This is a genomic window from Acinetobacter sp. BEC1-S18-ESBL-01, from assembly GCF_014169935.1.
In the GTDB taxonomy this organism is placed as follows: Bacteria; Pseudomonadota; Gammaproteobacteria; order Pseudomonadales; family Moraxellaceae; genus Acinetobacter; species Acinetobacter pittii.
Window position 1 is genome coordinate 3556190 of record NZ_AP022302.1, and the last position, 13476, is coordinate 3569665.

At 41.9% G+C, this 13476-nt stretch carries 12 protein-coding genes and 3 tRNA genes; 6 read left to right on the forward strand and 9 right to left on the reverse strand.

The features are described from left to right. Positions 1-238: 238 nt before the first annotated feature. The 6 genes from H7R46_RS16875 to H7R46_RS16900 are packed head-to-tail and all read left to right on the forward strand — an operon-like array spanning position 239 to position 6482. A complete protein-coding gene (locus H7R46_RS16875; RefSeq protein ID WP_031945261.1) occupies positions 239-3088 on the forward strand; it encodes a monovalent cation/H+ antiporter subunit A in 2850 nt (949 codons plus the stop codon). After that, positions 3085-3453 carry a Na+/H+ antiporter subunit C gene (locus H7R46_RS16880; RefSeq protein ID WP_002115033.1) on the forward strand — a complete coding sequence of 123 codons (369 nt, stop codon included), beginning with the start codon at positions 3085-3087 and terminating at the stop codon, positions 3451-3453. The genes H7R46_RS16875 and H7R46_RS16880 overlap by 4 nt, the downstream gene beginning before the upstream one ends. Continuing rightward, the gene (locus tag H7R46_RS16885; RefSeq protein ID WP_005065888.1) at positions 3453-5264 is read left to right on the forward strand and encodes a monovalent cation/H+ antiporter subunit D; all 1812 of its coding nucleotides are present in this window, start codon (positions 3453-3455) and stop codon (positions 5262-5264) included. Before H7R46_RS16880 ends, H7R46_RS16885 begins: the two co-directional genes overlap by 1 nt. Positions 5265-5266: 2 nt before the next feature. Beyond that, positions 5267-5794: a Na+/H+ antiporter subunit E gene (locus H7R46_RS16890; RefSeq protein WP_005079335.1), complete on the forward strand. Its 528-nt coding sequence runs from the start codon at positions 5267-5269 to the stop codon at positions 5792-5794. Then, the gene (locus H7R46_RS16895; RefSeq protein WP_005065886.1) at positions 5791-6066 is read left to right on the forward strand and encodes a monovalent cation/H+ antiporter subunit F; all 276 of its coding nucleotides are present in this window, start codon (positions 5791-5793) and stop codon (positions 6064-6066) included. The genes H7R46_RS16890 and H7R46_RS16895 overlap by 4 nt, the downstream gene beginning before the upstream one ends. 11 nt (positions 6067-6077) lie before the next feature. Further along, on the forward strand, positions 6078-6482 hold the full coding sequence (locus H7R46_RS16900; protein ID WP_005065884.1) for a Na+/H+ antiporter subunit G: 405 nt from the start codon (positions 6078-6080) through the stop codon (positions 6480-6482). A gap of 57 nt (positions 6483-6539) precedes the next feature. Here the strand turns inward: H7R46_RS16900 and H7R46_RS16905 are convergent, their stop codons facing one another. From H7R46_RS16905 to tpiA, 9 genes are all read right to left on the reverse strand, one after another. Next, positions 6540-6941: a ribosome-binding factor A gene (locus H7R46_RS16905; protein WP_002114836.1), complete on the reverse strand. Its 402-nt coding sequence runs from the start codon at positions 6939-6941 to the stop codon at positions 6540-6542. Continuing rightward, positions 6941-9640, reverse strand: a complete 2700-nt coding sequence (gene infB, locus H7R46_RS16910; protein ID WP_002114697.1) for a translation initiation factor IF-2 — start codon at positions 9638-9640, stop codon at positions 6941-6943. Before infB ends, H7R46_RS16905 begins: the two co-directional genes overlap by 1 nt. A gap of 10 nt (positions 9641-9650) precedes the next feature. Further along, on the reverse strand, positions 9651-11135 hold the full coding sequence (nusA, locus tag H7R46_RS16915) for a transcription termination factor NusA (RefSeq protein ID WP_002115134.1): 1485 nt from the start codon (positions 11133-11135) through the stop codon (positions 9651-9653). A gap of 37 nt (positions 11136-11172) precedes the next feature. Continuing rightward, positions 11173-11697 carry a ribosome maturation factor RimP gene (gene rimP / locus H7R46_RS16920; protein ID WP_002114922.1) on the reverse strand — a complete coding sequence of 175 codons (525 nt, stop codon included), beginning with the start codon at positions 11695-11697 and terminating at the stop codon, positions 11173-11175. A gap of 215 nt (positions 11698-11912) precedes the next feature. Then, positions 11913-11989 (reverse strand) — tRNA-Met (locus H7R46_RS16925). An 89-nt stretch (positions 11990-12078) separates the two neighbouring features. Continuing rightward, a tRNA-Met gene (locus H7R46_RS16930) sits at positions 12079-12155 on the reverse strand. Positions 12156-12193: 38 nt separating this feature from the next. Beyond that, positions 12194-12278: transfer RNA gene (locus H7R46_RS16935), tRNA-Leu, on the reverse strand. A gap of 56 nt (positions 12279-12334) precedes the next feature. Beyond that, entirely contained in the window at positions 12335-12664 is a 330-nt protein-coding gene (gene secG / locus H7R46_RS16940; RefSeq protein WP_002115012.1) for a preprotein translocase subunit SecG, read from the reverse strand. A gap of 12 nt (positions 12665-12676) precedes the next feature. Beyond that, positions 12677-13471 (reverse strand): triose-phosphate isomerase, encoded by a 795-nt coding sequence (tpiA, locus tag H7R46_RS16945; protein WP_032012469.1) that lies wholly within the window; start codon positions 13469-13471, stop codon positions 12677-12679. Positions 13472-13476 lie beyond the last annotated feature (5 nt).

Genomic DNA, 13476 nt, shown 5'->3' on the forward strand with positions numbered 1-13476 from the left:
GCACTAAAATAACTAGATGTTGTTACTACATGTAATAACATCAGATTTTCAATGCTTTTTTAGTGTACAATAAATTTCATTTTGCGTTTTTATTCTTCAAGTTGCGCAATACAACTTGTTTCTCGCTTTATTTTCTAATTTGGTTGGGTTTTCGGAATAATAAGCTTTGGAACTCTCTTTGAATTCCTATCTATTCTGAAATTAAAATTTCACCTTTAGGTTTCGACCTAAATCACATATGGATACGAGTGTGCTACCGATAATTATCTTATTACCGTTAATATTAGGCACCACCCTTGTTTCATTGCTTCAACGGTTCTCGCGTGGAGTAACGGCTTTAGGGGCAATTGGAGTCAGTTTAACCAGTTTTGGTTTATTACTGACTCAAGCTAAAACTGTGCTTGGTGGTGCAAGCATTCAACAAAGCTGGGATTGGTTACCTCAATTAGGGATTAATCTAAGCTTTAGACTTGATGCTCTTGGTTTATTATTTTCTCTTCTTATTACCGGTATCGGTACACTCATTTATATATACGCCTATTATTATTTAGGCCCTAAAAATTCATTAAGTAAACTCTATACGTTACTCATGCTGTTTATGGCAGCAATGCTGGGTATTTCGCTCTCTAATAATCTTATTATTTTATTAGTCTTTTGGGAGCTCACCAGTATTTCATCTTTCTTGTTAGTGGGATATTGGAGTCACTATGAAGCTGCTCAACGTGGCTCTCGGATGGCACTCACAATTACAGGAATGGGCGGTTTAGCAATGCTAGGTGGATTTGTTCTATTAGGACAAATCACTGGGACCTATGAAATTAGCGAAATCATGGGCATGAAAGATGCGATCCAAGCTCATACTCTTTTTATTCCGATGTTATTGCTTATTTTGCTTGGCGCATTTACGAAGAGTGCTCAGTTTCCATTTCATTTTTGGTTACCTAACGCAATGGCGGCACCAACACCAGTGTCCGCTTACCTGCACTCTGCGACCATGGTAAAAGCCGGGATTTTTCTACTTGCCCGCTTACTTCCAATCTTTATAGGCGCTGCGATCTATCACAATATCGTTACGTTTGTCGGCCTATTTACGCTCTGTATGGCAGCGTGTTTTGCTATTTTCAAAGAAGATTTAAAAGGACTGTTAGCCTATTCAACCATTAGTCATTTAGGACTTATTGTTTGTTTACTCGGGATCGGTTCTCCTTTAGCGGTTGCCGCTGCTATTTTCCATATTATTAACCATGCAACATTTAAAGCAGCGCTGTTTATGCTTGCAGGGATTATTGATCATGAAACTGGCACACGTGATCTTCGAAAACTTAGTGGTATTTGGCAATTACTTCCTTTCACTGCCACACTCACCATGATTACCGCTGCCTCTATGGCAGGTGTACCACTTACCAACGGCTTTATTTCAAAAGAAATGTTCTTTACCGAGCTATTGGCGAATCTTTCAGGCTCAACAGTTATCTTTGCCAGCATCATTGCAACTCTGGCTGGTATCTTCGCAGTAAGTTATTCAATTCGCTTAGTACATGGTGTCTTCTTTGACGGCCCAATTGGCAAACAAGTGCCAAATAAAGACGCACATGAACCACCTATCGGGATGCGTGCTCCAGCCATTCTTCTTGCTGTGCTTTGTATCTTGGTCGGCATTCTGCCTTCGTTATTGGTAGAACCACTGGTCAATAGCGTAACTAGAGCAAGCTTGATGCAGCCAGAATTTGCAGGTACACACCTTGCAATTTGGCATGGTTTCAATGCTCCTCTTGTGATGAGTATTATTGCTTTGGTTGGCGGTACGCTATTCTACTTTGCTTTAGCAAAAGACGGCATGATTCGTAAAATTGACCTTGACCCACGTCTAGGCAAATTACAAGGCCGCATCTTATTTGATTTATTTTTAAAACATCTGCTGCTTACAAGTCGAAAAATCAAACAAAAAACTGAAAATGGTTCATTGCAAAGTTATTTGTTCTGGATCATTGCTTTTAGCATCATCATGGTCACCATGCCTTTACTCAATCAAGGGCTGAGCACAGGTACACGTGAACTCACCCATGCTCCATGGATTGCTGTGGTTCTTTGGCTGACGTTGTTCTCAGGCTGTTGGATGATGCTCTGGTTCCACCATGAGCGTATTAAGGCAGTACTTATTAGTGGTGCAATTGGTCTAGTGGTAACGATGGTCTTCGTCACCATGTCAGCACCAGATTTAGCGCTGACTCAAATTACAGTAGACGTTGTAACGACTGTTCTTTTATTGATGAGCTTATCTTTACTTCCACAGCTCACGCCGTATGAATCTCGTCGTTCTAGACGTTTGAGAGATGCTGCCTTAGCAATTATTGGAGGTTTAGGAATTGGCTGGATTACTTGGCTCATTTTAACCCGTGATCATAATTCGATTTCTTGGTTCTTTGCCCAACAGTCTTTACCACTTGGTGGTGGCTCAAATATTGTAAATGTCATTTTAGTTGACTTCCGTGGCTTCGATACCTTCGGTGAAATTACGGTATTAGGCATCGCTGCGATTGGTGCCCTATGTTTAATGGATGGTATGCGTGTACACGGCACAACCATGACGCAAGGTCTCACCTACCGTTTTAATCCATCTCCGCTTATGTTCCGTATTACGGCCTCTTGGGTATTACCGCTAGCCCTTGTCGTCAGTGTTTATATCTTTTTGCGAGGACATAACTATCCAGGCGGTGGCTTCATTGCAGGTCTAATCACTTCAATGGCGCTAATCATTCAATATATTGCACTAGGTCAAGATCAAGCAGAACAGCTGTTAAAAGCGAAGTCTGGCCGCCTTTACGAAGTCTGGATTGGCACAGGATTAACGATTGCAGGTCTGACTGGTATAGCAGCATGGTTCTGGTTACGTCCGTTCCTCACGAGTGCTCATGTCTATGTTGAATTACCAATTCTAGGAAAACTACATCTAGCTTCAGCTGCAAGTTTTGACTTGGGTGTTTATATCACCGTTGTAGGCGCGACAATGTTGCTCATCTCTGTATTAGGCGACTCTCGTCATTCGAGTATGTCCGGTCCTGTACCACATCGGGAGGAATCATCATGATCAGTTTAGAATTCTTACTGGCTTCTGCTATTGGTTTACTTGTTGCCACAGGTATTTATCTGATTTTACGTGCTCGTACTTTCCCTGTTGTGCTCGGATTGGCTGTAATCGGTTATGCAGTAAACCTATTTTTATTTGCTATGGGTCGATTACAAATCAGCTCACCAGCAATTTTAACTGAAACAACAAAAATAACCGATCCACTTCCTCAAGCGTTGGTGTTAACCGCCATCGTGATCGGTTTTGCAACTACAGCGTTTATTGTACAACTTGCGCTACGTAGCCGTTATGAATCAGGTAGTGATCATGTTGATGCTAAAGAAGATGCTTCCCCAACATACGACCCACGTGAGGATGAGCCGTGATGTTTGATTTTTTATCTTTTTGGCAACAACACACGCCTATTTTTAGCATTCTCATCCCAGCATTTACTGCTTTTATCTTATTACTGTTAGGCAACCCCGGGGCAGGAGCTTTAAAAGATGACTGGCGTCAGCCTTGGCGTCGTGGCATTAGCCTCGTCTCAGCAATTGCCGGATTAATTACCGCTATTGTTTATCTTAGTTACGCCAGCACGGGTCAAATTACTGTTTACCAATTAAGTGAGTGGTCAGCACCATTTGGTATTGTGCTTGTACTCGATCGCCTTTCAGCTTTTATGCTGGCACTGACTTACGCATTAGCAGTACCAGTTTTATGGTATGCAAGTGATAATTGGGACACGCGTGGCCGCTATTTCCATGCCATGGTACATTTCCTATTAATGGGAATCTGTGGAGCATTTCTAACAGGCGACTTATTTAACCTTTTCGTCTTTTTTGAAATCCTGTTGATGGCTTCATATGTGTTGCTCTTACATGGACAAGGCAAACCTCGTTTTCAGCTTGGCGTTCACTATGTCATTATCAATCTTTTAGCCTCTGCTCTCTTCTTAATTGGGCTTGGTATGATTTATGGCAGTGTGGGTAGCCTCAACATGGCGGATGTCTCACGTCTTATAACGACACTTGAAGCAGATCAACACAAATTAGCAGTCGCTGGTTCGTTACTTCTCTTTGTCGTTTTCGGTATTAAAGCAGCAATGCTTCCTGTCGGTTTTTGGCTACCAAAAACCTATGCTGTTGCAAGTACGCCTGTAGCTGCAATTTTCACTATTATGACTAAAGTCGGGATCTATTCTATTTTACGTGTAAATGGAACAGTATTTGACGATGCGCTTAGTCAAGAAATCTTAAAAAGCTGGTTATTGCCTATTGGCTTAATTACTTCTCTTTATGGGGTGATTGCAGCAATTGGAGCAGATCGTTTACGTCGATTTGTCGGCTTTATGGTCCTTTCTTCAATTGGTACCTTGCTTACAGCAATTGCCATGTCTAATACGCAGGCATGGTCTGGTGCTTTATATTACTTAGTGCACAGTACATTGATTGGTGCAGCTTTTTATCTATTTTGTGGATGGATCACTTCACAACGTGGAGATTTTAAAGATCATTTAAAAGTTGCCCCAAGAATCAAACAAGAAAAAGCGGCTATGCTGACTTACTTCTTGATTGCGATGATGATGGCTGGATTACCACCTTTTAGTGGTTTTCTTGGAAAAGTATTCATTTTACAAGCGACAGTTGAAGCTAGCTATCAAGGCTGGATTATTGGTGTTGTACTTGTTGTGAGCCTATTAAGTATTATTGCACTCACACGTGTTGGTTTTATCTTATTCTGGCGCGCATCTGCTCCAGAAGAAGATCCAATCCATCCAGCTTATATTCTTTATCGTGCTTTGCCGGAACGTGCACCACCACGTAACGATCAAGTCATCTATCTATTACTAGCTGGTTTAATCGCTTATGTTGTCTTTGCTGCACCCATTCAGCATTACACATTAAGCACCGCACAACAAATTCAGGACCATGCACTTTACCAGCACTCTATTCTTAAAGTAGATCAAAACGGTGAAGTCATCAGTGTGCAACCATATGACCCAGCTTACTTACCGGAAACCAAGTACGGCGGTGAAGTTGAAGATCATAATGCTTATCTTGTTCCAGATGTTATTTCGAAAGATACGTTCAATGGCGAACATATTTCTGAATATAAACAACGACAAATTCAGCAACAGGACAAACTCCAAACGCCTACCATTGTTGATGAAAGTCAATTGAAACCTATGGAGCCATAATAATGCAGTTAACTCATTTGCTTGAACGCTGGTTTCCACATCCATTTGTTTCGGTTCTCATCGTTTTATTTTGGTTGATGCTGGCGCATAGTCTTGATGCGAGTGATCTTTTGACTGCGATGCTTTTGGGCTTAATCATCCCTCGTTTAGTCAAACCGTTTATTACCCGCACACCGCATATTCACTGGAAACCTGCGGTTAAGCTATGTTTTGTAGTTCTTTGGGATATTATTATTTCTAACTTTAAGGTCGCAAAACTTGTTTTGGGACCTACTAAAAAATTACATCCTAAATGGTATCGCGTACCTTTAGAGACAGAACATGAGCAGGTCAATACCTTACTGGCAATGATCATTACCACAACACCAGGTACGGTTTCTGCGGGTATCGATCAGGAACGTGGGGATATTCTGGTTCATGCTTTGAGCACAGATAATACCGAATCTGATATTCAAGACATCAAAGAACGTTATGAAATTCCTCTTATGGAAATTTTTGATGTGAAAAGTAAAACGGAGGCAAGTGCATGACAATCCTACCCTATGCTCTAGGTATTAGCTTGATTGCCGTTACAATCTCGATGCTACTTTGCCTTTTTAGACTGGTTATGGGCCCATCAATTGTAGACCGTCTTTTAGCGCTCGATACGCTTTTCTTAAATGCAACTTGCCTCATTGTTGTGTTAGGCATTTATTGGATGACGACTTCTCTATTTGAAGGAGCACTATTGGTTGCGATGTTAGGTTTCGTATCTACAGCCGCCTTAGCACGCTACTTCACAACCGGTCATGTTATCGATTAAGGAGAGGTCAAATGCAATTTACAATGGAAATTATTGTTTCGGTCTTTCTGGTTTTTGGCGCCTTCTTCATGTTAGTTGGCTCAATCGGTATGGTCCGTTTACCTGACTTATTCATGCGCTTACATGCGCCTACCAAATCGAGTACGCTCGGCTTAGGAAGCTTCCTGATTGCTTCCATGATCTTTTTTGCTTTCCAAGGTCGGTTCGGTTTTGCCGAGCTACTCATTACCCTTTTAGCTTTCATTACCGCACCAGTTTCGGCTAATTTGATTGCTCAAGCTGCGCTACATTTACGTTTACGCTCATTGAGTGGTGAAGTACCTGAAGCCATTGAACGCCCTCTACCTTGGGACCGTTACAAAATTGGTCAACGCTTTTCACAAAACAAACCGCCAATGGAACCTCCTAAAGAATAAAAAATTGAATCAATAAAAAAAGCCACCCGAAGGTGGCTTTTTTATTTTGAGTTTTCATTACTCTTGGTCATCTGACTTACGTTCTGGTAAATCTTGTACCGCTTTTTCGATTAGACCAAACATATAGTTACCATATGCATTTGTCTTATCGTAATGGAAACGTAAGCGAGGCGTAATACGAGTCTTAATGCGACGGCTCAATTCATGACGCAAGAAACCAGAAGCTTTATTTAATACATCTAAAGTTTCTTTATTTGCTGCTTCACTTTGCTCATCGCCGAGTTCACGTCCCATAACGGTGACATAAACTTCAGCATAACCCATATCCGCACTGACTTTCACCGCAGAGATGGTCACTAGACCACCTAAGCGAGGATCTTTAAGCTCTTGACGGATCAGCTCAGACAACTCACGTTGTACTGAATCCGCCATGCGCTTTAAGCGTTGGCTACCCGCCATTAAAGACTCCGTTTAATCAATTGAACATCATACACTTCGATCTTATCTTGTGGTTTGATGTCTTTATAACCTTTCACCGCAAGGCCACATTCCATACCGGCACGAACTTCATCAACAACGTCTTTATAACGACGAAGAGATTCAAGCTCACCTTGGAAAATTACAACATCATCACGTAATACGCGAATCGGTTTATTACGATGTAATGTGCCTTCAAGTACCATACAGCCTGCTGCTGCACCAAACTTACTTGAGTGGAATACTTCACGTACTTCCGCAACACCCAAGATTGTTTCACGATGTTCAGGAGCAAGTTTACCGCTCATGGCATCTTTCACATCATCAATTAATTCATAAATGATGCTGTAGTAACGAATATCAATACCGTCTTGGTCACTTCGTTGACGAGCAGTCGTATCGGCACGGACGTTAAAGCCTAACAATACAGCTTCTGAAGATTCAGCAAGAATTACATCAGACTCAGTAATCGCACCAACACCTGAGCTAATTACACGAACTTTTACTTCGTCAGTAGATAATTCATGTAGAGCAGCATTCAATGCTTCTAAAGTACCACGTACGTCTGTTTTCAAAACAACGTTCACTGTAGGAACATCTTTTTTGCCCATTGACGACATGATATTTTCAAGACGCATAGCACTTTGACGATCAATACGTTTTTGACGCTCACGGTCAGCACGAGCATCGGCAACTTCACGCGCTTTCTTCTCGTCATTTACAACAAGAACTTCATCACCCGCCATTGGAGCATCTGGAAGACCCAGAATTTCTACTGGAATAGATGGTCCTGCTGATTTAATCGGCTTACCGTTTTCATCAGACATTGCACGGACACGACCATAAGATGAACCTGCAAGAACAAGGTCACCAATGTTTAATGTACCGTTTTGAACAAGAATCGAAGTTACTGCACCACGGCCTTTATCAACACGTGCTTCAATAACAACACCTTGCGCAGCACCTTCAGCAGATGCTTTTAATTCCATCAATTCTGATTGAATAAGAATTAAATCAAGGAGTTCATCAATACCTTGTCCGCTGTGTGCAGAAACTTTAGCAATCGGAACATCACCACCCCATTCTTCTGGAACGATTTGTTTCGTTGTTAATTCATTTAACACACGGTCTGGATCAGCAGATTCTTTATCCATTTTGTTGATTGCAACAATAATTGGAGTACCTGCTGCACGAGCATGGTCAATTGCTTCTGCAGTTTGTGGCATTACACCATCATCTGCAGCAACAACTAATACAACGATATCCGTTGCTTTAGCACCACGTGCACGCATTGAAGTAAATGCCGCATGTCCCGGTGTATCAAGGAATGTAATAATTCCTTTGTCTGTTTCAACGTGATATGCACCAATATGCTGAGTAATACCACCTGCTTCTCCAGCCGCCACTTTCGAACGACGGATACGGTCAAGCAATGATGTTTTACCATGGTCAACGTGACCCATAATGGTAACAACTGGCGGACGAGTTGTTTGCTCACCACGAGCTTCTTCAGCTGCTTCAAGCAAGTTATCTTCCGCTTGTGTATCAGAAACTAAAACAGGATTGTGGCCCATTTCTTCTACAACAAGTGCCGCTGTGTCTTGATCAATAGCTTGATCTTGATTAACCAATTCACCCATTTTCATAAGTGTTTTGATAACTTCACGTACTTTAATCGCCATTTTTTGAGCAAGATCGGCAACAACAATGCTTGAACCGATTTCTACATCATAAACTTGCTTTTTAACTGGCTTTTCAAATCCATGCTTATTCGCTTGGCTTGATTTTAAACCACGTTTGTTATGGTTAACAAAGCTTTGCTCTTCTTGACCACGACGACCACCTTTCTTCCCAGCACGTGGGTTAGTGGTTGCGCCACCGCGTTTAATTTCACGGTCTTCTTGCTTAAATGAATCTTCATAAGCTTGGCCAACTAGACCTGAAGCAAGTGGAGAATCATCAATCACACGAATTGTCGTAGTAGCATCGTCATTTGAATACTTAGACGCCATTTTGCGCATTTGTTCAAGTGTACGTTGCTGAGCTTCTTCAGCTGCTTTACGACGTGCAGCTTCTTCAGTTGCTTTTAACTGAGCTGACTGCTCTTCACGAGCTCTTTTCTGTTCTGGAGTTTCAGCTGGTTTTGGTGCAGGTTTTACTGTACCACCACCACGCTTTTTCACTACAACAGCAGCTTTTGGAGCTGTCTGTGCAGCACTATCTTGTTGATGAGCAGCACGCATCGCATCTAAAGTTGCTTTAGCTTTTTGCTCTGTTTGAAGACGCGCTTTTTGCTCGGCAGTTTCACGCGTTTGCTGTTCTACACGTGCTTTTGCTTCAGCTTCTGCACGTGCTTTTGCTTCAGCTGCAATTTGTTCAGGGTTTGGTTTAGCAAAAACCTGCTTTTTACGTACTTCTACGTTAATCGTTTTTGCTTTACCTGAAGTACTTGCAACTTTAGCGGTACTGGTTGTTTTACGTTTCAACGCAATTTTTCCTGTGTTACCACTTTCCTGACCATGAACTTTTTTCAAGTGATTGACCAAAGTATCCTGTTGTTCAGTGGTAATAATGTCGTCTGCTGTACGTTGAGGCAAACCTGCTTCACGAGCCTGTTCTAGGAGCTTCTCAACAGGACGTCCTACACTGAGAGCTAACTCTTTAATCGACTTGTCCGTCATATTTCATCTCCTAGTTAAACCATGATTCGCGAGCTTTCATGATCAATTGACCTGCTTTTTCATGACCAAGTCCTTCAATATCAGAGATATCGTCAGTAGCTTGATCTGCCAAATCGTCGACAGTAATAATACCGCGAGCGGCAAGCGAGTAAGCGATCTCAGAAGTCATGCCTTCCATAGTGAGAAGGTCTGCGCTCGGTTCTTGAATATTTTCTTGCTGTTTCAAAGCATCAGTAAGGGCTGCTTCTTTTGCACGACTTTGCAATAACTCAACCAATTCAGCATCAAGCTCAATTTCGTCAAAAGTTTCAGCAGGAACATAAGCAATCTCTTCTAAAGAAGTGAAGCCCATTTCCACCAATGCCATTGCTAAATCTTCTTCAATATCGAGACGTGATACAAACATATCAAGATATTGCTGAGCTTCATTTTGCTGACGAGCACGATACTCTTCTTCAAGCATCATGTCGAGTTTGTAGCCAGTTAAATCAGAAGCTAAACGAACGTTTTGACCTTGAGAGCCAATCGCACGAGCTAATTGATCGCTGGTTGCAAAAATAATGTCGGCACTTCTTGCATCTTCATCAAGCACGATGCCTGAAACATCAGCTGGTTCTAATGCACTAGCAATGTATTGAGCCGGATCATCAGACCAGACCACTACATCAATACGTTCACCATTTAACTCTTGCTGTACAGCTTGAATACGCGTACCACGCATACCAATACATGCACCTACAGGGTCAATACGGTGATCATTTGTTTTCACTGCAATTTTAGCACGAACGCCCGGTTGACGTGCCGCTGCTTTAATTTCAATAATTTCTTCAGAAATTTCAGGAATTTCTTTTTTCATTAAAGCAATTAACATTTCAGGCTTAGCACGTGATAACAACAACTGAGCGCCACGACCTTCACGGTTAACATTATATAAAATAGCGTTTACACGTTGTTTTGGACGAAGAATTTCTTTTGGAATCATCTCTTCGCGTGCAAGATAAGCTTCTGCATTGTCGCCTAAGTCGATAATGAAGCCATCTTTGGTTTGTTTTTTCACTTCACCGTAAATTAACTCACCAACTTTAGACTCGTATGCATCAGCAACTAAAGCACGCTCAGCTTCACGAATTTTTTGTACAATAACTTGTTTTGCAATTTGTGCAGCAATACGACCAAACTCAATAGACTCTACTTCGAGTTCACGCACGTCACCAATTGACCATTTAGCTGGATCAACGTCAGAAATTGCATCTTGGCAAGCTGGCATTTCATGATCTTCATCTGCCACAACAGTCCATTGACGGAACGTACGGTAATCACCAGTTTTACGATCAATTTCTACACGAAGCTGAGCTTCTTCAGCATGCGTACCTTCGTAAAATCTTTTCTTCGTTGCAGCAACTAGAGCTTGTTCCAAAGCTTCGAAGATCGCTTCACGACTAACACCTTTTTCATTACTAACCGTCTCAACAACGGTAAGAATTTCGCGGCCCATAAGTCACCTACCGATTTCTTATAAAATTTAAATAAATTTAATCTTGATAGATCAAGTTTGCTTTATCGATATTGTTGCTGTCGATCACAAGCACATGCTTCCCATCAACTTCAACCTGAATTTCTTCATTTTCAAGGTCTACTGCGATAAGCTTTGCTTGAAATTTACGACGGTTTTCTACTGCTGCAATTAAACGCAAAGCAATTTGTTGTCCGATGTAGCCTTGTAACTGTTCTAGTTGAAAAAATGGACGATCCCAACCTGGTGAAGAAACTTCTAATGAATACTCACCTGAGATTGGATCATGAACATCCAACATTGCGCCAACTTGTTGTGTTACACGCACACAATCTTGTACACCAATACCACGGCCTAGCTCTACTTCGCCATCTTCATTAATTACAGGCTCAGCATCTTCACTTACCGCTTTATCGATATAAATACGCAATAATGAACGTTTACCTTGTGGGAGAAACTCGATTCCCCAAAGGTCGACACCACATGCTTCCACTGCAGGAACAATTAAGTCATGCAATGCTTGGGATTTATTTGATAATTTCATTTACTCTCGTCATTCTCGTGCGATTCAATCGGTTGTTTTAACCGACACAGACCTACTATAGTGAAGCATGACTATTTGACCAATTGATGTCGACACTACACGATAGCGATACGATAACCAATAAAAAAGGGCGTTAATCGCCCCTATTTAGCACAGAAAACAATAGTCCACTGTGCAAAAAGGCCCACCTGTCTGTGAGCCTCTTTTAAGAAACTTGGTAGCGGGAGCTGGATTTGAACCAACGACCTTCGGGTTATGAGCCCGACGAGCTACCAGACTGCTCCATCCCGCATCAACGTGCAAAAATTATATACAAATATCGAAAAAAGTCAATGTAAACTTATCTAATATTCGCTTGATTAAGTTGCACCTTAATCAAATTGGTAGCGGGAGCTGGATTTGAACCAACGACCTTCGGGTTATGAGCCCGACGAGCTACCAGACTGCTCCATCCCGCATCAAAAAACTGCTTGCACTCAACTTTCTGGTTCAAAGTTGGTGCGGAAGGGGGGACTTGAACCCCCACGCCCGAAGGCACTACCACCTCAAGGTAGCGTGTCTACCAATTCCACCACCACCGCAGCTTGTGGGACGCATTCTAGTCCTTCCCACTGCAAAAGGAAAGCCCTATTTCGAATTATTGACTCGATTTTGGTGCATTTGGTGAAGTTTCAGGCGATGTCGTTTGAACAGGTGCTGTAGTTTGTACAGTTTTCAAGCTATATGCATCAGTAGTCTGTTTTTTCGCAAAAACAGCTAGAGTTAAACTCGTTACAAAAAACAACGCTGTTAAGATAGCAGTAAGTCGAGTAAGGAAGTTACCTGAACCTGATGCACCAAATACAGTTGCTGCTCCGCCACCGCCGAAAGAAGCACCGGCATCAGCACCTTTACCGTGTTGCACTAGAATCAAGGCAATCATCAGTACCGCTAAAATAATATGTACGATCAGTACAAAAGAGTGCATACCCTATCCTCGTTATTTACTTTGTGCAAAGGCTTGTACAATTTGATAAAAAGATACTGCATTTAGTGAAGCACCGCCTACCAACGCACCATTAATATCTGGACATGCCGCCAATTCGACCGCATTTTCAGCTTTTACACTACCGCCATATAAAATAGCAATATCTGAACCCGCTGAGGTAATCTGACTTAAACCTTCACGAATCTTAGCATGCATTGCCTGTGCATCTTGTGGAGAAGCAGTTTTACCTGTCCCAATTGCCCAGATTGGCTCATAGGCAATTACAATTTGCTTTTGCCATTGCTCAGCAGTCACTACAGGAGCAATATCACAAATTTGTTGCAATACAACTTGCTCTGCCAAACCTTGTTCACGTTGTTCGAGGCTTTCACCAACACAATAAATGACAGTCAAGCCCGCATTTAATGCATTTTGGAGTTTAGCTTTCAAAATTTCAACGTTATCGCCAAAAATATCACGGCGCTCAGAATGCCCAACCAGTACAAAATTAATTTGGCTATCTTTTAATAATTCTGCGCTGACTTCGCCAGTATACGCACCAGTACCCGCTACACGTGATACATCTTGTGCAACTGTATATACTGTTCTTGCAGCATCTTGCAATTGTGTTTGTACCATTGCAAGCGCAATAGAAACCGGAGCAACCCCTACATGACAGCTTTCATCTGCAATTTGGTCTTGTTGCAATAGTTGTTTAAATTCTTCTATAAGTTGTTTGGCATTGGCACGCATTGGGTTCATTTTCCAGTTGCCAACTACCCAAGGCGTAATCGTCGAACCCGACATACAGC